Below are 18,384 nucleotides of genomic sequence, written 5' to 3' on the forward strand. Positions count from 1 at the left end.
GATCAGAGGGTCAGGCGTTCTTGTACTCGGTGTCGTCGGCGGTGTCGAAGGTCTCGGTGCCCAGCGTCACCTCGACGACAGCGCCCGCGTCCAGCACGACGGGCGCTTCGTAGACCGCGGTGAGGGTGTCTTCCATGACGTTCTCCTTCACTCGCCGCCCCGTGCGCGTCCTTGTGAGCGCACCGCCGGGCGGGATGTTCCAGTCCGGCTGGCGCTGGCGTTCACGCTGCCGGGCTGTGACCAACAGTCAACTGGCTGCCACTCTCGGCGAGTAGAGTCCGGGCCGGGCCAGGCCGTATATCGGGTATACGAGGGCGAGGACCCCATGACCCAGCGCATGCCGAACCACCAGGTCAGCGATCTGATCGAGGAATCCGGGCTGTCGTATGACGGCGTTGCCCGCGCCGTGAGGGCGGTCGCGTCGGAGAGCGGCCAGCGCCTGGGAACCAACAAATCGGCCGTCCACCACTGGGTGGCGGGTGTCGTGCCGTCCGGGTCGACCCCGCAGTACCTGGCCGAAGCGCTGTCCCGCCGTCTTGGCAGGCGCATCACCCGCGAGGACCTCGGCCTGCCCTGCCCGGACGGCGGCGAAGATGGCAGCATCGGACTGACCCTCGACTTCGACCCGGTCGAAACCCTGGCCGCTATCGGGAAGGCTGATGTGAACCGCCGCAGATTCCTCTCCGCCTCCGCCTACTCGATGGCCGCCGCCACCCTGCCACTGGAGACCGTCCGGGAAACCGCCGCCCGGACCCGGGCCGCAGTGAACGGGGCCGTGGCCGGTCACGCCGACGTCGCAGCCATACGGGATATGGTCCGCCTCTTCATGGACATGGACGAGCGTCACGGTGGACAGCACGGGCGCTCCGCTTTCGTCCAGTACCTGGTCACCGACATCCTCGACCTGTGCCGGGCCCGGTTCAGCAGCGAGGAGGCCCGCGCCGAGGCCCTGTCCGTCGCCTCGGCAGGTGCCCACCTGGCCGGGTGGAAGGCGTACGACAGTGGCGAACAGGGACTCGCCCAGCGCTATTACCTGCAATCACTGGCCCTCGCCCGCGAGTCCGGCATCCCCGGCCAGGACGGCTTCGTCATGCGGACCATGTCCCAGCAGGGCATGAAACTGCACCGGGCCGAACACTGCCTCACCCTCGCCGAAAGCGGCTGGGACCGTGCCCGGGGCCGGGTCGACGCCCGGACCGAAGCCCTGTTCGCGATCACCCATGCCCACGCGCTCGCCAAGACAGGGCAGACCGATCGGGCGCTGGCCGACGTCAAACGGGCCCACGCCTCACTCGCGGCCGGGGCGGACGATCAGGTGCCGTTCTGGGCCCTGGTCTGGGGGCCGCCGGCCGCCACCGTCCACTCGCGGACCGCGAAGGTCTTCGAAACCCTCGGTGACCGCCCCAACGCCGCCCGCCAGTACGCCACCGCCGCCGCAAGCCGCCCTGGCACCACCTACGCCCGGATCATCGCCCTCGACCTTGTCGCCCAGGCCGAGCAGCAGGCCAAACAGGGCAGCATCGAGCAGGCTTGTGCCACCTGGACCCGGGCCATCGACACGATGGACGGCGTACGGTCCGCCCGTACCCGTAAGGCCGTCCGTTCCCTGCGTGGGGACCTGAACGTCTACCGTGCCCGGGGCCTGCGATGCGCCACGGAACTCGATGAGCGAGCCCGGCTTTTTCTCGCCCATCAGCGCTGATCGGAAGCTCTCCGGCCCTCTTCAACTGGCGGACCATCCCCGCCAGCGCGGGGAACATTCTTTCCGACCTGCGGTGTTGAAGCGACCTTGCCAAGCCGTGAAGCTGCCCGGCCCCTGCCGAGGGCGGAGAGCGAAGGCCCGGTCAGCCCACCCCGCCCGGCCCCGCCCCCATCAGGACCCCGTGGTCCGCCACCACCGTGCATGTCCCCGGAGCGATCTCCGTGAAGCCCGCATCGCGCACGACCGGCAGCCCCGACATCGTCAAGCCGGACCACGCGTCCGCGGCGGCCGTGCGGACGGACAAGGGGAAGCCCGCCGCCGACCACCGTTCGCGGGTCGCGTCCGGGAGTTCCCACCACGCCAGCTGCGCCGCGTGGCCCGCCTGGGCCATCGCCTTGCCGGCGGACATCGGGACCGACGGGTTGAACCAGAGGACCGGGGTGTCGGGGGCCGGCGGCGGTGGGGGCTCCGGGTCGGTCAGGTCCGTGCCCGAGACCTGGAGTTTGGCCAGGTCCTTCGGCCAGCCGTCCAGGGGGACCGGGGGGAAGACCCGGACCTCCGCGTCCGTGCCCGTCACCGTGATGCCCGGCAGGGTGGACGCCCGGCGCCACTCCGCGCCCCGGGCCCGGCGGACCACCTTGCGGATGCGGGCGTCCTCCCAGTCGCGGACGGCCTTCTCCCACTCCCCGCCGGGCCCCGAGCGCTCGTCGGCCAGGAGGGTCAGCACCGCGCGGGCCGCCGTCTCCAGGGCGTCGGTGCGGGACGGGGGCGTCGTCTTCTCGATGTGGACGACCAGGGGGAGGACGTACTGGGGGGCCGCATCGCGGTCCTCGGGGGAATCGCTGCTCACCAGGTCAGTCTGCCAGGCACGATGCGGAACCATGTTGTGGGAACGACGGGCTCCGGGCGAGGATGCACCGTATGAAAAGCGATCTCTTTGCCTCGGAAAACATGGCTCAGCCCGCCGCTGTCCCCGGAATGGTCCTCCAGAACCCCAAGTCGATCAAGTATGTGGTGAACGGGGAGATGCACGCCCGGCAGGGATCGATGATCGCCTTCCGGGGGAACCTCCAGTTCGAGCGGAAGGGCCAGGGCATCGGCGGCATGCTCAAGCGCGCCGTCACCGGTGAGGGCCTGGCGCTGATGGCCGTGCGCGGTCAGGGTGAGGCGTGGTTCGCCCACGAGGCCAACAACTGTTTCATCGTCGAGATAGAGCCGGGCGACGAGCTGACCGTCAACGGCCGCAACGTGCTGTGCTTCGACGCCACCCTCTCGTACGAGATCAAGACGGTGAAGGGCGCCGGCATCGGCGGCGGCGGGCTCTTCAACAGCGTCTTCAGCGGCTCCGGCAAGCTGGCCGTGATCTGCGAGGGCACCCCGATCGTGATCCCCGTGACGGCCCAGCAGCCGGTCTGCGTGGACACCGACGCGGTCGTCGGCTGGAGCGCCCACCTGGACACCTCGCTGAACCGCTCGCAGTCCATCGGTTCGATGGTGCGCGGCGGCTCCGGTGAGGCGGTGCAGCTGAAGCTCCAGGGCGAGGGCTTCGTCATCGTCCGGCCCAGCGAGCTGGTCGCCGAGAAGGCGGGAAGCTGACCCGCGGGCGTACCGGGCACGACGCCCGCCGAAGCGGCGCCGTGCCCGGTACGCTCGTCCACATGGACGAGCGCGGCGACGAACCGTACTGCGGGACCGACCGTCCCGCCCGCCCGGCGGCCGGTGGGCCGCCGTTCGCCGAGTGCGTGCTCTGCCGGGAGCCGACCGAGTATCCGGAGTCGACCCGGGGGGCGACCCTCTGCCCCGTCTGCGAGTGGCAGGAGGGCCAGCGCACGGCCTGCTCCGGCTGACTACTTTTTCTTCGCCGCCTTCATCAGGTCGGAGACCTTCACCAGCCGATAGCCCTGGTCACGCAGCTCGGGCACGATCTGCTCGATGGCCGCCTCGGTGACCGGCGCCGCGCTCCGGGTCAGGTGCAGCACCACGACCGACCCCGGCGTGACGTCCTCCATCACCTGTTCCACCACCGCGTCCGCGTAGTTGGCGAACGCGTCCCCGCTGACCACGTCCCACTGGACGGCCGTCTTCCCGGCCGGGGCGATGGCCTTGAGCGACGTCTTGTCGAAGCAGCCGCCGGGGAAGCGGAAGTACGGGACGATGTTGCGCGCCCCGGTCCGGCGGATCGCCGCGTCGGCCCGTTTCACGTCCGCGAGCATGCGGCCCTTGCTGACCGTGGGCAGGTCGTGGCAGTTGGCGGTGAAGCCGTAGTGGCTGTACGAGTGGTTCCCGATCTCGAAGAGCGGGTCGGTGCCGATCTCCTTGGCCTGGTCGGGGTACTCCTCCGCCCAGCGCCCGGTCATGAAGATCGTGGCGGGGACCTTCAGCGTCCGCAGGGTCTGGACGAGGTCCGGGTTGTCGAAGCGTTCGCCGCTCATCGCCCGCCGCCCCTGGTCGGCGGTCATGTCGGCGTCGAAGGTGAGGGCGACGAGCGGTTCCGTCTCCTCCGTCTCCTCCGATTCCTCGTCCGATTCGTCGGGGACGGGGGCCCGCCGGTAGACCGGGGTCACGGCGGGCGGCTTGATGGCGTTGGGGCCGTTGGCCGCCACCGGGTCGGACGCGCCCTTGCGGGGCTGGTCCGACGCGTTCTGCTGGCCGCAGCCGACGAGGGCGACGGCGCTCAGGGCGGCCACAGCCGTCAGTTTCCGCAGAGATGTAATCACATTACGTAAATATATGATTACCCATGGGAAAAGTGTGTAAATCGGGCATTGTGTCGCAGGGGGTCGCGGGAGGTCGCGGGGGTCAGGGTGCGGCCGCGTCCAGTGCCCGCGTCAGCCGCTCCAGCTCCTCCCGCAGGCCCCGGATGTCCTCCACCCGCAGGCCGGTGGAGTGCGCGATCCGGCGCGGCACGTCCCGCGCGCTTTCCCGCAGCTCCGTACCCGCCGGCGTCGGGCGCACCGTCACCGAGCGCTCGTCCTCCACCGAGCGGCGGCGCTCGACCAGGCCCGCCGACTCCAGCCGCTTCAGCAGTGGCGAGAGTGTGCCCGAGTCCAGCCGCAGCCGCTCCCCGATCCGCTTCACCGGCAGCTCGCCGTCCTCCCACAGCACCAGCATCACCAGGTACTGCGGATAGGTCAGCCCCAGATCCTTCAGCACGGTGCGGTAGACGCCGTTGAACGCCCGGGACGCGGCGTGCAGCGAGAAGCAGATCTGCTGGTCCAGGCGGAGGAAGTCGTCCCCGTCGGTGGCGGGGGAGCTGTGCGCGGTCATGAGGTCAGTGTACCGAGCGCGCCATTTGGTTGTGTGCAATTGAATTGTGTGGTGTAGTTACCTCGTCGGGCTCCCGCACGGAGGGCCCGGAAAAGAAACCCGAGAGAACCCGAGAGAAGGGGACGTCATGGACGCGCTCTACACCGCCGCCGCCACCGCCAACGGCCGCGAGGGCCGCGCCGTCAGCTCCGACGGCACGCTGGACCTCCCCCTCGCGCTTCCCCCGGCGCTCGGCGGCAACGGCAAGGGCACCAACCCCGAGCAGCTCTTCGCCGCCGGGTACGCCGCCTGCTTCGCCAGTGCCATGGGTGCCGTCGGCCGCCAGGAGAAGATCGACGTCTCGGACGTCTCGGTCACCGCCGAGGTCTCCATCGGCAAGGACGCCGCCGACGGCGGCTTCGCGCTCTCCGTGGTGATCCGGGCCGAGCTGCCCGACCACCTCCAGGGCGAGCCCGGCCGTGCGCTGCTGGAGAAGACCCACGCCTTCTGCCCGTACTCCAAGGCCACCCGCGGAAACATCCCGGTCGAGCTGGTCATCGAGTAATCGGGCGAGTGGTCGGGTGGGTGGTCAGGGCGGGGTGCTCCTCGATTGGATGGGCCCATGGGAGCTTCCGAGCACACAGAGGGGTACGGGCCCGGTCCGGCGGAGCCGCAGTGGGCGGCGCTGCGCGAGCGGATGCGGGCCACCGAGGCCAACTGGGACGCCCGCACCCCCGTCCATCTCGCCAGCGACTTCTACGGTCTCGACGACCGGGACCGCGACCCGGCCGACTGGTTCGCCCCCTTCGAATGGGCGGACCTCGGCGACCTGGCCGGCCGGAGCGTGCTTCATCTCCAGTGCCATCTGGGGACGGAGACCCTGGCCTTCGCCGAACGCGGAGCCCGCACCACGGGCCTCGACTTCTCCGCCGCCTCCGTGGCCGCCGCCCGCGAGCTGGCCGCCCGCCGGGGCCGCGAGGTCGACTATGTCCGGGCCAATGTGTACGACGCGCCCGAGGCCCTGGCCGGCCGCCGCTTCGATGTCGTCTACACGGGCAAGGGCGCCCTCTGCTACCTCCCCGACCTCGCCCAGTGGGCCCGGACCGTCTCCCGGCTGCTGACGGACGGCGGCCGGCTCTACATCGTGGAGTTCCATCCCCTGCTGAGCGCCCTGGGGCCCTCGCCGGGGCCGGGCGAGGGCCCCGAACTCCTGCTCCGCCACGACTATCTCGGCGGGGGAGAGGTGCGCAAGGACTCCCCGCACACCTACACCGACGGGCCCGCCGTCGAGGGGCCGACCGTCTCGTACGAATGGCCGCACGGCCTGGGCGAGGTGGTCGACGCGGTCCTCGGCGCCGGGCTGCGGATCGAGCGGCTGCGCGAGTGCGACGAGCTGCCCTGGCCGCGCTGGCCCTCGATGGACCGTACCCCGCACGGCTGGTGGCGGCTGCCGGACATCAGGATTCCGCTGCTCTACGCCCTGCTCGTGTCCCGCCCCTGAAGGAGTGGAAGAGAACCCACGAGAACCCACGAGAACCCAAGAGAACCCAAGGACACCGAAAATCCACAAGAACGCCAAGGGCCCGTGCGGACATCCGCACGGGCCCCGGGCACAGCCGGTGGATCAGGCCAGCTCGGCGCTGAGCGTGATCGTCGTGCCGGTCAGCGCCTGGCTCACCGGGCAGTTCTTCTTGGCGTTCTCGGCGGCCTCGGCGAAGCCCGCCTCGTCCAGTCCGGGCACCTCGCCACGGACCGAGAGGTGGATCCCGGTGATGCCCTCACCCGGCTGGAAGGTGACATCGGCCTTGGTCTCCAGGCGGGTCGGAGGGGTCCCGGCCCCGGCGAGCCCGTGCGAGAGCGCCATCGAGAAGCAGCTGGAGTGGGCCGCCGCGATCAGCTCCTCCGGGCTGGTCTTCCCGTTGGCCTGCTCGGCGCGGGACGGCCAGGAGACCGGCTGCGAACCGATGCCGGAGGAGTCGAAGGTGACCGTGCCCGAACCCTTGAGCAGGTCGCCCTCCCAGACCGTGTGCGCCGTACGCGTAGTGGCCATGGTGTGCATCCCTTCTGAAACGTCAGAAATCTGAGCGTGCGAGAAACGAGGAAAGCGGGTGAGAAACGAGGAAACGGAGGAACACGGAGGAACGAGGAAACGGAGGAACGGACAGGGGCGGCATGACGGGGACCCGGCACGCCGCCGGAAACGCACCCCCGACGCTACTGCCCCGCGGGCACCTTCGCGTCACGGGCCAGCGCCGTCAGCCGTGAGATCGCCCGGAAGTACTTCTTGCGGTACCCGCCGTTCAGCATCTCCTCGCCGAACAGCCGGTCGAAGGGCATCCCGGAGGCGAGCACCGGCACCTCGCGGTCGTACAGACGGTCGGCGAGGACGACCAGGCGCAGCGCCGTGGACTGGTCCGGCACCGGGCGGACATCGGTGAGGCAGACCGTCCGCACCCCGTCGATCAGGGCCCCGTACCGGCTCGGGTGCACCCTCGCCAGATGGTCCAGGAGCGCCGGGAACGCGTCCAGCGACGCGCCCTCCGTGGTGCGCGCGGTCCGCTCGACCACCTCGTCCGCGAACGGGGGCGGCGCCTCGGGCAGACCCCGGTGGCGGTAGTCCTCGCCGTCCACCCGCAGCGGGCGGAAGTGCGCCGAGAGGCCCTGGATCTCCCGCAGGAAGTCGGCGGACGCGAACCGGCCCTCGCCCAGCTTGCCGGGGAGCGTGTTGGACGTGGCCGCCAGCGCCACGCCCGAGTCCACCAGCTTGCCCAGCAGGGTGGAGACGAGCACGGTGTCGCCCGGGTCGTCGAGTTCGAACTCGTCGATGCAGAGCAGCCGGTGGCCGCCGAGGGTCCGTACCGTCTGCTGGAAGCCGAGGGCGCCGACCAGGTGCGTCAGCTCCACGAACGTGCCGAACGCCTTCAGCGCCGGCTCGGCCGGGGTGGCGTGCCAGAGGGAGGCGAGCAGATGGGTCTTGCCGACGCCGTAGCCGCCGTCGAGATAGACCCCGCGCGGCCCCGTCGGGGCGGGCGCCTGGCGGCGGCCGAAGAAGCGGCGCAGCCCGCCGCCCGCCGTGCCGTCGCCCGGGGCGGCGGTGAGGCCCGCCGCGAACGCGCTCAGCGCGGTGACCGCCTCGCGCTGGCTCGACTGCTTCGGGTCCGGGACATAGGTGTCGAAGCGGACGGAGTCGAAGCGTGGGGGCGGCACCATCTCCGCGACCAGCCGGTCGGCGGGGACATGGGGTTCACGGGAGCACAGCGACAGCGGCTCGCGCTCGGTGGGGGCACTGGTGGCAGGGGTCGGCACAGTTCCCCACTGTACGGGGCATGCCAGACTGATCCCCATGCGAAGCCTGCTCCCTGTGACCGACCGAACACCCGTCAACGGCGCTGTCGACCGCGAGTGGTCGCTGGACGAGCTGGCCGACGCGTACGCCTATCCGGAGCTGGGCGCGGACGGCGTCTGGCTGCGGGCGAACATGGTCTCCTCGCTGGACGGGGCCGCCCAGCACGAAGGGCGTTCCCAGCCGCTCTCCTCCGACGCCGACATGCGGATCTTCGGCACGCTGCGGGGGCTGGCGGACGCGGTCGTGGTGGGTGCGGAAACGGTACGCCAGGAGGGGTACCGGCCCGCCCGCGCCCGGGAGGCGTTCGCCGCCCGCCGGGCGGCGGCCGGGCAGGGGCCCGCGCCCGCCGTCGCCGTGGTGAGCGCCTCCCTCGCGCTCGATTTCACGCTGCCGCTCTTCACCGGGCCGCTGGTGCCCACGCTGGTGCTGACCGGCGCCGCCGCACCCGCGGAGCGGCTCCGGGCCGCCGCGGAGGCGGGTGTGAAGGTGCTGATCACGGGGGAGGGGCCTGGTGTGGATCCGGCCGCCGCCGTGCGGGCCCTCGCGGGCCAGGGGCTGCGCCGGCTGCTCACCGAGGGCGGGCCGAGGCTGCTGGGGCAGTTCGCGGCCGCCGGTGTCCTGGACGAGCTGTGTCTGACGATCTCGCCCACCCTGACGGCGGGCGGGGCCCAGCGGATCACCCAGGGTCCTTCGATGGCCGTTCCGGAGCGGCTGGCCCTCGCGGGTGTGCTGGAGGAGAAGGGGTTTCTGTTCACCCGTTACCGGCGCGTCTGACAATCGTCGGAATTTACCGTTCCGGTTAGCTGCGGATGGGCACACTTACTCTCGCAGGCCCCGTGCGGGCACGGGGAAGGATGGTTTCCGCAGAAGGGCTCCTGGCGTGTTCACAAGCGTACTGATGATCGAGAAGCCCCTGACCTCCGAGGACGTGGACTTCGTCACCACCCTGCACGGGGACGAGGAGATCTCGTTCATCGTGTTGTTGCAGCCCCGAGGCGATCAGGCCGACATCCTGCTCCGCGCGATCGACGACGTGGCCATGGGCGAGCTGAAGGACGCCGTCCACGAGGGCGAGGAACCCGAGGGCGCGGACGCCGAGGCCCCCGCCGCGCGCGGGCTCGAACACTCGCTCGCCGCCCTGCACGCCGCCGGCTGCGCCGCTGTCGGCCAGGTCGTGGAGAAGCACCCCCTGGACAGGCTGAGGGAGGTCGTGGACGAGTCCCGCGCCGACGAGGTCATCGTGCTGACCGCGCCCCACTACGTCGAGGAGTTCTTCCACCGGGACTGGGCCTCCCGGGCGCGGCACAAGGTGGGCGTCCCGGTGCTCAAGCTCTTCGCGCACAGCGAATAGGGTGGACCGGACACCCCGCCCGCGCGCCGGGCGGGGCGCCGCACACCCGGCCGGCGCCGCACCCGTGGCACCGGCCGCACCCGCCCCTCGTACCCGCCGTACCCCTGGAGACACACACATGGCACCCGCCGTTCCCACCGCCATGGAACGCCCGCACTTCATCGGCATCGGCGGCGCCGGGATGTCGGGCATCGCCAAGATCCTGGCCCGGCGCGGTGCCCGGGTCGCGGGCAGCGACGCCAAGGAGTCCCCGGTCGCCGGCGCCCTGCGGGAGCTGGGGGCCACCGTCCACATCGGGCACGCCACGGACCACCTCGCCTCCGACGCCAGCTGCGTCGTCGTCTCCAGCGCCATCCGCGCCGACAACCCCGAGCTGCTGCGGGCGGCCGAGCTGTCCGTCCCCGTCGTCCACCGCTCCGACGCCCTGGCCTCCCTGATGACCGGGCTGCGCGCGATCGCCGTGGCCGGCACCCACGGCAAGACCACCACCACCTCCATGCTCGCCGTCGCCCTCGGCGAGCTGGACCTGGACCCCTCGTACGCCATCGGCGGCGACCTCGCGGGCCCCGGCAGCAACGCCCACCACGGCGACGGCGAGATCTTTGTCGCCGAGGCGGACGAGAGCGACCGCAGCTTCCAGAAGTACGCCCCCGAGGTCGCCATCGTCCTCAACGTGGAGCTGGACCACCACGCCAACTACGCCTCGATGGACGAGATCTACGAGTCCTTCGAGATCTTCGCCGGGCGGATCGTCCCCGGCGGCACCCTGGTGATCTCCGCCGACCAGTCCGGCGCGGTCGAGCTGACCTCCCGGCTGCGCGCCCGGGGCGATCTGCGGATCGTCACCTACGGCGAGTCCGCCGGCGCGGACGTCCGCATCGAGCGGATCACTCCGAACGGGCTGACCAGCGAGGTCGCGGTGGTCCTCGACGGCACCCCGCTGACCTTCACCGTCTCCGTCCCCGGCAGCCACTACGCGCACAACGCGGTGGCCGCCCTCGCCGCCGGGGCCGCCCTCGGCATCCCCGTGCCCGACCTGGCGAAGGCCCTCGGCGCCTACACCGGCGTCGGCCGCCGGCTCCAGCTCAAGGGCGAGGCGGCGGGCGTGTCGGTCATCGACTCCTACGCGCACCACCCCACCGAGATGTCCGCCGACCTGGCGGCCATGCGCGGCGCCGCCGCCGGCTCCCGGCTGCTGGTGGTCTTCCAGCCGCACCTCTTCTCCCGCACCCAGGAGCTGGGCACCGAGATGGGCCGGGCGCTCGCCCTGGCCGACGCATCGCTGGTCCTGGACATCTACCCGGCGCGCGAGGACCCCGTCCCCGGCGTCACCAGCGAGCTGATCATCACCGCCGCCCGCGAGGCGGGCGCGGACGTCACCGCCGTGCACGACCAGGCGGCGGTCCCCGACGCGGTCGCGGGAATGGCGGGGCCCGGCGATCTCGTTCTCACCATGGGCGCGGGTGACGTCACGGACCTCGGGCCCCGGATCCTGGACCGGCTGTCGGAGCGGTCGATCCCGTCGAGCTGAGGAAGCGGTTTTCATGGCGTACGACATCGAGAAGCCCGACGAGGAGTGGCGCGCGGAGCTGAGCCCGGCGGAGTACCAGGTACTGCGCCGGGCGGGCACCGAGCCCGCCTTCACCGGCGAGTACACGGACACCACCACTGAGGGCGTCTACTCCTGCCGGGCGTGCGGCGCGGAGCTGTTCCGCTCGGACACGAAGTTCGCCTCGCACTGCGGCTGGCCGTCCTTCTACGACCCGAAGGACAGCGACGCGGTGGAGCTGGTCGAGGACACCTCGCACGGCATGCACCGCACCGAGGTGCGGTGCGCCCGCTGCGGGTCCCACCTCGGCCATGTCTTCTCCGGTGAGGGCTATCCCACCCCCACCGACCAGCGGTACTGCATCAACTCCGTCTCGCTGCGGCTCGCGCCCGACGAGAAGTGACCCGGTGGGGCGGCCCCGGGGCCGCCCCACCCCCCGCTCACGCGGGCTGGATCAGATCCCACAGGTTGCCGTACAGGTCCTCGAAGACGGCGACCGTGCCGTACGGCTCCGTCTTCGGCTCCCGTACGAAGCGGACCCCCGCCGCCGTCAGCCGGGCGTGGTACGCCGCGAAGTCCTCCGTGTACAGGAAGAACCCCACCCGGCCGCCGGTCTGCGCCCCGACGCCGGCCCGCTGGACCTCGTCGCGCGCCCGCGCGAGCAGCAGATCCGTCCCGCGGCGCAGCGGATCCGTCCCGCCGCCCGCGCCCGGCGGACGCACCACCACCCAGCGTGACCCGTCGCCCCGGTCGGTGTCCTCGACCAGCTCGAAACCCAGCTTCCCGGTGTAGAAGGCGATCGCCTCGTCGTACTCCCGGACCACGAGCGCCACCAGCGCGATGTAGGACATGAACGGGGACGTTATACGTATGACAACGGTGGGGGCAATGCGCTGGGACCATGGGGAGGTGCAGACCCTCCCGACCCCTCTCCTGGAGCGGGCCCGCTCCCTCGCCGCCCGGGGCCCCCGGTCCGTCCTGGGCATCACCGGAGCGCCCGGCGCGGGCAAGTCCACCCTCGCCGAGCGGCTCGTGACCGCCCTCGGACCGCACGCCGTCCTGGTGCCCATGGACGGCTTCCACCTCGCCCAGGCCGTCCTGGAACGGCTGGGCAGAGCCGGCCGCAAGGGCGCCCCGGACACCTTCGACGCCGACGGCTACGCCGCCCTGCTCACCCGGCTGCGCGCCCCCGAACCGGACACCACCGTCTACGCCCCCGCCTTCGACCGCGCCCTGGAGGAGCCGATCGCGGGCAGCGTCCCCGTACCCCCCGGAATCCCGCTGATCGTCACCGAGGGCAACTACCTCCTCCACGACGAAGGCCCCTGGGCCCGGATCCGGCCACTCCTCGACGAGGTGTGGTTCCTGGACACCGACCCCGGGGTCCGCGTGCCCCGGCTGGTCGAGCGGCATGTGCGGTACGGGCGGGAGCGGGCCCGCGCCGAACGCTGGGTCCGGGAATCCGACGAGGTCAACGCCCGGCTGATCGAACGCGGCCGGGACCGCGCCGACCTCGTCGTACCCCTGCCCGGGTGACCGGCCGCCACCTGGGTACCCTCACAGCGCGGGCAGCGGCAGGGAAGGCCACGAACGCCCGGAAGGCCGGGGAGGGCCGGGAGGGCCGGGGCCGGGGATTGCCGAGGAAGGGGCGACGACGTGGGGCTGTTCCGGCGGAGACCGAGACGCGACGGCCGGGAGACCCCCCGTGACCCCGCGTTCGGCTACTTCTCGGCCGACGAGGGTGCGCGCTTCCGCACCCTGGTGCGGGAGGCGTTCGCCGAGCGGGGACTCGAAGTGACGGTCTACGCGGACACGGTGACCGACAGCGCGGGCCGGCGCTTCGGCCTGACCAATCTCGCCGCCGTGCTCCACCACGACGACCGGGGCCGGCGGGCCTGGCCCGACCTGGTCCACCAGCACGTCGGCATGGTGCTGCGGACCATGGACGAGCCCTCCGCCCTCGACACCCTCTCGACCGAGCAGATCCGCTCCCAGCTCTACCCCCGGATCGTCGGCGCCGACGCCTTTGAAGCGGAGAACTTCGGCTACGCCCGCTCCCCGGCCCCGGGCCTCTACGAGATCATCGCGCTCGATCTGCCGGAGAGCGTCATGATGCTCACCGACGACGCCCTGCGCCCTCTGGGCGACCTGCGCTACCTGCGCGAACAGGCGCTCTACAACCTGCGTGGGCTGCCCGTCGAGAGCCACGAGACCATCCGGGGCGAGGCGGGCATGCGCTTCGAGGTGGTCGTCGGGGACTCCTTCTACACCGCCAGCCGGCTGCTCGCCCTGGAGAACGTCGTCCGCGAGACCACCGGCGAGGAGCTGACGCCCGACGGCGCGCTGGTCGCGGTGCCCTTCCGGCACCAGCTGGCCTTCCACGTCATCCGGGACGCCTCGGTGGTCCCCGCGCTCAACGCGATGGCCTCCTTCGCGGCCACCGGATACGTGGACGCGCCCGGCGCCATCAGCCCCTGCGTCTACTGGTGGCACGGCGGCCGGCTGACCGGGCTCAGCGCCCGGGACGAGGACGGGGAGGGGCTGCGGATCGTCGTCGGCGAGGAGTTCCAGGCGGTGCTGGAGCGGCTGGTGGGCGGGGTCTGAGCGGCGGTTGGCCGCGCCACGTCCCGCCGCTGGTCCCGTGCTTGTACGGCTCCGAGCGGCGGGACCGTACGGCCGCAGGCGCCCTGCCTCCGTGCTCGTACGGTCTCCGCAGGCGCCCTGCCCCGGCCGCCGTGCGGGCTCGCGGACCCGCCCCGCCCCGGGCACCATGGGCACATGCCGACGACACCCCCGCCCTTCACCGCCGACGACTACCGGGCGCGGATGGACCGCGCCGCCCTGGCCGCTGCCGACGCCGGGTTCGCGGGCGTCCTGGTCGCCCCCGGCCCCGACCTCGTCCACCTCACCGGCCACCGGGTGCCCGCCGACACCGAACGGCTCACCCTGCTCGTCCTCGCGCCCGGCCGCGACCCCGTCCTCGTGGTGCCCGCCCTGGAAGCGGGCGAAGCCGCCCACGCCCCCGCCGCGCCCGCGCTGACCCTGCGGGACTGGACCGACGGCCGGCACGACCCGTACGCCCTCACCGCGCCCCTGCTGGACGCGGCGGGCCGGTACGCCGTCAGCGACAATCTGTGGGCGCTCCATCTGCTGGGGCTGCGCGGGGCACTTCCCGGCACGGACTTCGCCGCGCTCAGCGACGCGCTGCCGATGCTGCGGGCCGTCAAGGACGCCCGCGAACTGGAGCGCCTCGCGGCCGCCGGGGCCGCCGCCGACGCCGCCTACCGCGAAGTGCTCCGGCTCCGCTTCGCCGGGCGGACCGAGCGGGACGTCGCCCGCGACCTCGCCGACCTGCTCCGCCGGTTCGGCCACGAACAGGTCGACTTCACCATCGTCGGCTCAGGCCCCAACGGCGCCGACCCGCACCACGAGGCCGGCGAACGGACCATCCGCCACGGCGACATGGTCGTCATGGACTTCGGCGGCCTCAAGGACGGCTACGGCTCCGACACCACCCGTACGGTCCACGTCGGCGAGCCGTCCCCCGCCGAGCAGCACATCCACGACGTGGTCCGCGAGGCCCAGCAGGCCGGGGTGGACGCGGTCCGGCCCGGCGTGGCCTGCCAGGACGTCGACCGGGCCGCCCGCGAGATCATCGAGGCGGCCGGGTACGGCGACCTGTTCATCCACCGCACCGGCCACGGCATCGGGGTGACCACCCACGAACCCCCGTACATGGTGGAGGGCGAGAAGCAGCCGCTGGTGCCGGGGATGTGCTTCTCCGTCGAGCCCGGCATCTATCTGCCGGGCCGGTTCGGGGTGCGGATCGAGGACATCGTGGCGGTGACGGAGGACGGCGGCCGGCGGCTCAACACCACCGACCGGGCCCTCGCCGTCGTCGAATAGCCGAGGAGTCGAGCGGACGGGGTCTCAGACCGCGAGGACCGCGCAGGACTCGCCCGGCAGCGACAGCACCCCGTCCGCCCCCGGCGGCCCCACCGGCTCCCAGGCCTCCAGCACCCGCCCGGCGCCCGCGCCCCCGACCCGTACCCGCGCGGGCTCCGGCGCCAGGTTCACCACGGTCCGCACCTCGCCCCGGCAGAGCACCAGCCGGCGGGCGTCCTCGTCGAACACGACCCGCACCGCCCCCAGGTCGGGATCGGTGAGATCCGGGTGGGAGCGCCGCAGCGCGATCAGCTCCCGGTGCCAGGCCAGCAGCCGGGCGTGCGGCTCGCGCTCCCGCTCGGACCACCGCAGCACGGAGCGGTCCCGGGTGGCCCGCGCCTGCGGGTCGGGGATCTCGTCCGGGGGCCATCCGTACGCGGCGAACTCCCGCCGCCTGCCCTCCCGTACCGCGTCCGCGAGCACCGGATCGGGGTGGTCGGTGAAGTACTGCCAGGGCGTGGTGGCCCCCCACTCCTCGCCCATGAAGAGCATCGGCGTGAACGGGCCCGTCAGCAGCAGCGCCGCCGCGCAGGCCAGCAGCCCGGGGGAGAGGGTGCGCCCGAGCCGGTCGCCGAGGGCGCGATTGCCGATCTGGTCGTGGTTCTGGGCGCAGGCCACGAACCGGTGGGCGGGCGTGCTCGTCACGTCCACGGGCCGCCCGTGCGTCCGGCCCCGGAACGCCGAGTGGGTGCCGTCGTGGAAGAAGCCCCGGGTCAGCGACTTCGCCAGGGCCGCCAGCGGGGCCCTCGCGAAATCGGCGTAATAGCCCTGCGACTCGCCGGTGAGCGCGGTGTGCAACCCATGGTGGAAGTCGTCGTTCCACTGGGCGTGCAGCCCCAGGCCGCCCGACCGTCGCGGCGCTGTGGTGCGCGGATCGCACCGGTCCGACTCGGCGATCAGGAAGAGCGGCCGCCCCAGTTCGGCGGCGAGCGCGTCCACCGCCGCCGACAGCTCCTCCAGGAAGGTCAGCGCCCGGCCGTCGGCGAGGGCGTGCACCGCGTCCAGGCGCAGCCCGTCCAGCCGGAAGTCCCGCAGCCAGGCGAGGGCGCTCTCCCGCAGATACGCCCGTACCTCGTCCGAGCCCGGACCGTCGAGATTGACCGCCTCGCCCCACGGGGTGCGGTGCGCGCCGGTGGTGTACGGGCCGAACGCGGGCAGGGGGTTCCCCGACGGGCCGAAGTGGTTGTGCACCACGTCCAGGACGACCCCGAGCCCCAGCCCGTGGGCCGTGTCCGCGAACCGCCGCAGCGCGTCGGGGCCGCCGTACGGCTCGTGCACCGCCCACGGCGCGACCCCGTCGTACCCCCAGCCGTGCGTCCCCGGGAAGGGACACACCGGCATCAGCTCCACATGGGTGACGCCGAGCGCGGCGAGGTCGCCGAGGCGGGCCGCCGCCGCGTCGAGGGTGCCCTCGGCGGTGAACGTGCCGGTGTGCAGCTCGTACAGGACCGCGCCGGCCAGGCCCCGGCCCGCCCGGTCATGACGCCAGGGGTACGCCCCGGGCACCACCACCGCGCTCGGCCCGCCGGGTCCTTCGGGCTGCCGCCGGGAGCGCGGATCGGGCAGCGGCGGGCCGCCGTCCAGGCGGAAGCCGTAGCGGTCCCCCTCCTCGGCCGGGGTCTCGACGGCCCACCAGCCCGCGCGCTCCGGCCGGGGGGCCATCGGCAGCTCCGACTCGCCCAGCCGGAGTACGACCCGCTCCCGGGCGGCGGGCGCCCACACCTCGAACAGCACTCGCGGTCCTCCAGGTCCGGCCGATGGATCCGTGCCGGTCCATGCTGGCCGATCCCGGCCCTGGAAGAGGGGCGGCTCGCCCGTTAGGGTCACGGGCCATGCCGACCCCACCGGAACAGCCCGCACCGGAACAGCCCGCGACCGGCCCCCAGGCGTCACCGCTGCCCGTCTTCCCGCCCGGGTTCCGCTGGGGAACCGCCGCCTCCGCCTTCCAGACCGAGGGCGCCGCCCGCACCGCGGGCAAGGGCCCCTCCGGATGGGACGACTTCGCCGCCCGGGGCCGGATCAAGGACGGCGCCGACGCCGCGCGCGGCACCGGCTTCCACGACCGCTACCGCGAGGACGTGGCCCTGCTCGCCGGGCTCGGCGCGGACGCCTTCCGGTTCTCCGTCAGCTGGCCCCGGGTCGTCCCCGGCGGCACCGGCCCCGTCAACCCCGCCGGGCTCGCCTTCTACGACCGGCTCGTCGACGAACTCCTCGCCCGGGGCGTGGCCCCCGCGCCCACCCTCTACCACTGGGACACCCCGCTGGAACTCGACCGGGCCGGCGGCTGGCTCGCCCGCGACACCGCGTTCCGGTTCGCTGACTACACCGCCGCCGTCGCGGACCGGCTCGCCGACCGCGTCCCGATGTGGATCACCATCAACGAACCCGCCGAGGTCACCCTCCTCGGCTACGCACTCGGCGAGCACGCCCCCGGCCACCGGCTCCTCTTCGACGCGCTGCCCGCCGCCCACCACCAGTTGCTCGCCCACGGCCTCGCCGTGGGCGCCCTGCGCGCCGCCGGGGCCCGCGAGATCGGGATCGCCTGCTCCCACTCGCCGGTCCGCACGGCCGGCGGCGGCCCGGCGGACGACGCGGCGGCCGGGCTCTACGACACCCTCACCAACCGGATGTTCGCGGATCCGGTCCTCACCGGCCGCTACCCGGACGACGACCTCGCGGCCCTGCTGCCGGGGCCGGTCGCCGACGATCTCGCGGTGATCTCCACCCCGGTGGACTGGTACGGCGTGAACTACTACCACCCCATGACGGTCGCGGCCCCCGGAGCCGGTGACGCGGACGGCTTCGGGGGCATCGAACTGCCCGAAGACATCCCCTTCGCGCTGCGGCGGACACCGAGCGCCGACCGCACCGACTTCGGCTGGCCCGTCGTCCCCGACGGGCTCCACGAACTCCTCACCGGGCTCCGGGCCCGCTACGGCGACCGGCTGCCACCACTGTGGATCACCGAGAACGGGTGCTCCTGCGCGCCCCTGGACGACCAGGCCCGGATCGCGTTCCTCGACGCCCATCTGCGCGCGCTGCACCGGGCCGTCGCGGACGGGGTCGACGTACGCGGCTACTTCACCTGGTCGCTGACCGACAACATCGAATGGGTGGAGGGCGCCTCCCAGCGGTTCGGCCTCGTCCACGTCGACTACGCCACCCTGGAACGCACCCCGAGGGCGTCCTACGCGTGGTACCGCGACACCATCGCGGCCCAGCGCGCCCACCACCGTACGGGCTGA

Annotated in this window: 21 protein-coding genes; 13 read left to right on the forward strand and 8 right to left on the reverse strand. The window is 72.8% G+C overall.

The annotated features are described in order from the left end of the window. Positions 1 to 10: 10 nt before the first annotated feature. The gene (locus SYYSPA8_RS26230) at positions 11 to 136 is read right to left on the reverse strand and encodes a lasso RiPP family leader peptide-containing protein (RefSeq protein WP_186767996.1); all 126 of its coding nucleotides are present in this window, start codon (positions 134 to 136) and stop codon (positions 11 to 13) included. 189 nt (positions 137 to 325) lie between these two features. On the opposite strand from SYYSPA8_RS26230, the gene SYYSPA8_RS26235 reads away from it, so the two are divergent. Continuing rightward, the gene (locus SYYSPA8_RS26235) at positions 326 to 1,702 is read left to right on the forward strand and encodes a hypothetical protein (RefSeq protein WP_323449791.1); all 1,377 of its coding nucleotides are present in this window, start codon (positions 326 to 328) and stop codon (positions 1,700 to 1,702) included. A 142-nt stretch (positions 1,703 to 1,844) separates the two neighbouring features. Here SYYSPA8_RS26235 and SYYSPA8_RS26240 read toward each other — a convergent pair whose 3' ends face one another. Continuing rightward, positions 1,845 to 2,585: a peptidyl-tRNA hydrolase gene (locus SYYSPA8_RS26240; protein ID WP_407706089.1), complete on the reverse strand. Its 741-nt coding sequence runs from the start codon at positions 2,583 to 2,585 to the stop codon at positions 1,845 to 1,847. A 38-nt stretch (positions 2,586 to 2,623) separates the two neighbouring features. Between SYYSPA8_RS26240 and SYYSPA8_RS26245 the strand changes: the two genes are divergently transcribed. Together SYYSPA8_RS26245 and SYYSPA8_RS26250 are read left to right on the forward strand one after the other, a co-directional pair. Then, complete coding sequence (locus SYYSPA8_RS26245) at positions 2,624 to 3,298, forward strand: AIM24 family protein (protein ID WP_323449793.1); 675 nt, start codon at positions 2,624 to 2,626, stop codon at positions 3,296 to 3,298. Positions 3,299 to 3,360: 62 nt separating this feature from the next. Continuing rightward, entirely contained in the window at positions 3,361 to 3,549 is a 189-nt protein-coding gene (locus SYYSPA8_RS26250; RefSeq protein ID WP_323449794.1) for a hypothetical protein, read from the forward strand. On the opposite strand, the gene SYYSPA8_RS26255 is transcribed toward SYYSPA8_RS26250, so the two are convergent. Continuing rightward, positions 3,550 to 4,419, reverse strand: a complete 870-nt coding sequence (locus SYYSPA8_RS26255) for a polysaccharide deacetylase family protein (RefSeq protein WP_323449795.1) — start codon at positions 4,417 to 4,419, stop codon at positions 3,550 to 3,552. An 82-nt stretch (positions 4,420 to 4,501) separates the two neighbouring features. Then, positions 4,502 to 4,969, reverse strand: coding sequence for a MarR family winged helix-turn-helix transcriptional regulator (locus tag SYYSPA8_RS26260; RefSeq protein ID WP_323449796.1), 468 nt, complete (start codon positions 4,967 to 4,969; stop codon positions 4,502 to 4,504). 127 nt (positions 4,970 to 5,096) lie between these two features. Here SYYSPA8_RS26260 and SYYSPA8_RS26265 point away from each other — a divergent pair, with 127 nt between their 5' ends. Both SYYSPA8_RS26265 and SYYSPA8_RS26270 read left to right on the forward strand, forming a co-directional pair. Beyond that, a complete protein-coding gene (locus tag SYYSPA8_RS26265; RefSeq protein WP_323449797.1) occupies positions 5,097 to 5,513 on the forward strand; it encodes an organic hydroperoxide resistance protein in 417 nt (138 codons plus the stop codon). 132 nt (positions 5,514 to 5,645) lie between these two features. After that, positions 5,646 to 6,449, forward strand: a complete 804-nt coding sequence (locus SYYSPA8_RS26270) for a class I SAM-dependent methyltransferase (RefSeq protein WP_323449999.1) — start codon at positions 5,646 to 5,648, stop codon at positions 6,447 to 6,449. Positions 6,450 to 6,572: 123 nt separating this feature from the next. Here the strand turns inward: SYYSPA8_RS26270 and SYYSPA8_RS26275 are convergent, their stop codons facing one another. Continuing rightward, the gene (locus tag SYYSPA8_RS26275) at positions 6,573 to 6,998 is read right to left on the reverse strand and encodes an OsmC family protein (RefSeq protein ID WP_323449798.1); all 426 of its coding nucleotides are present in this window, start codon (positions 6,996 to 6,998) and stop codon (positions 6,573 to 6,575) included. A 164-nt stretch (positions 6,999 to 7,162) separates the two neighbouring features. Next, positions 7,163 to 8,254 (reverse strand): cell division protein ZapE, encoded by a 1,092-nt coding sequence (gene zapE / locus SYYSPA8_RS26280; RefSeq protein ID WP_323449799.1) that lies wholly within the window; start codon positions 8,252 to 8,254, stop codon positions 7,163 to 7,165. 37 nt (positions 8,255 to 8,291) lie between these two features. On the opposite strand from zapE, the gene SYYSPA8_RS26285 reads away from it, so the two are divergent. The 4 genes from SYYSPA8_RS26285 to msrB all read left to right on the forward strand — a co-directional run bounded on the left by SYYSPA8_RS26285 (position 8,292) and on the right by msrB (position 11,597). Beyond that, the gene (locus tag SYYSPA8_RS26285) at positions 8,292 to 9,068 is read left to right on the forward strand and encodes a pyrimidine reductase family protein (protein WP_323449800.1); all 777 of its coding nucleotides are present in this window, start codon (positions 8,292 to 8,294) and stop codon (positions 9,066 to 9,068) included. Positions 9,069 to 9,174: 106 nt separating this feature from the next. Then, positions 9,175 to 9,645 (forward strand): indole-3-glycerol phosphate synthase, encoded by a 471-nt coding sequence (locus SYYSPA8_RS26290; protein ID WP_323449801.1) that lies wholly within the window; start codon positions 9,175 to 9,177, stop codon positions 9,643 to 9,645. Between the two features lie 118 nt (positions 9,646 to 9,763). Continuing rightward, complete coding sequence (gene murC / locus SYYSPA8_RS26295; protein WP_323449802.1) at positions 9,764 to 11,176, forward strand: UDP-N-acetylmuramate--L-alanine ligase; 1,413 nt, start codon at positions 9,764 to 9,766, stop codon at positions 11,174 to 11,176. Positions 11,177 to 11,189: 13 nt separating this feature from the next. Beyond that, complete coding sequence (msrB, locus tag SYYSPA8_RS26300) at positions 11,190 to 11,597, forward strand: peptide-methionine (R)-S-oxide reductase MsrB (protein ID WP_323449803.1); 408 nt, start codon at positions 11,190 to 11,192, stop codon at positions 11,595 to 11,597. A gap of 37 nt (positions 11,598 to 11,634) precedes the next feature. Here the strand turns inward: msrB and SYYSPA8_RS26305 are convergent, their stop codons facing one another. Then, complete coding sequence (locus tag SYYSPA8_RS26305) at positions 11,635 to 12,045, reverse strand: VOC family protein (protein ID WP_323449804.1); 411 nt, start codon at positions 12,043 to 12,045, stop codon at positions 11,635 to 11,637. A 37-nt stretch (positions 12,046 to 12,082) separates the two neighbouring features. On the opposite strand from SYYSPA8_RS26305, the gene SYYSPA8_RS26310 reads away from it, so the two are divergent. From SYYSPA8_RS26310 to SYYSPA8_RS26320, 3 genes are all read left to right on the forward strand, one after another. Continuing rightward, the gene (locus tag SYYSPA8_RS26310) at positions 12,083 to 12,730 is read left to right on the forward strand and encodes a nucleoside/nucleotide kinase family protein (protein ID WP_323449805.1); all 648 of its coding nucleotides are present in this window, start codon (positions 12,083 to 12,085) and stop codon (positions 12,728 to 12,730) included. A gap of 120 nt (positions 12,731 to 12,850) precedes the next feature. Continuing rightward, positions 12,851 to 13,798 carry a hypothetical protein gene (locus tag SYYSPA8_RS26315; protein ID WP_323449806.1) on the forward strand — a complete coding sequence of 316 codons (948 nt, stop codon included), beginning with the start codon at positions 12,851 to 12,853 and terminating at the stop codon, positions 13,796 to 13,798. A gap of 174 nt (positions 13,799 to 13,972) precedes the next feature. After that, complete coding sequence (locus SYYSPA8_RS26320; RefSeq protein ID WP_323449807.1) at positions 13,973 to 15,100, forward strand: M24 family metallopeptidase; 1,128 nt, start codon at positions 13,973 to 13,975, stop codon at positions 15,098 to 15,100. Positions 15,101 to 15,124: 24 nt separating this feature from the next. On the opposite strand, the gene treZ is transcribed toward SYYSPA8_RS26320, so the two are convergent. Further along, complete coding sequence (gene treZ, locus SYYSPA8_RS26325; RefSeq protein ID WP_323449808.1) at positions 15,125 to 16,873, reverse strand: malto-oligosyltrehalose trehalohydrolase; 1,749 nt, start codon at positions 16,871 to 16,873, stop codon at positions 15,125 to 15,127. Positions 16,874 to 16,971: 98 nt separating this feature from the next. Between treZ and SYYSPA8_RS26330 the strand changes: the two genes are divergently transcribed. Continuing rightward, positions 16,972 to 18,384 (forward strand): GH1 family beta-glucosidase, encoded by a 1,413-nt coding sequence (locus tag SYYSPA8_RS26330; protein ID WP_323449809.1) that lies wholly within the window; start codon positions 16,972 to 16,974, stop codon positions 18,382 to 18,384.

Origin of the sequence: Streptomyces yaizuensis, from assembly GCF_034961445.1 — a bacterium.
Classification (GTDB): Bacteria; Actinomycetota; Actinomycetes; order Streptomycetales; family Streptomycetaceae; genus Streptomyces; species Streptomyces yaizuensis.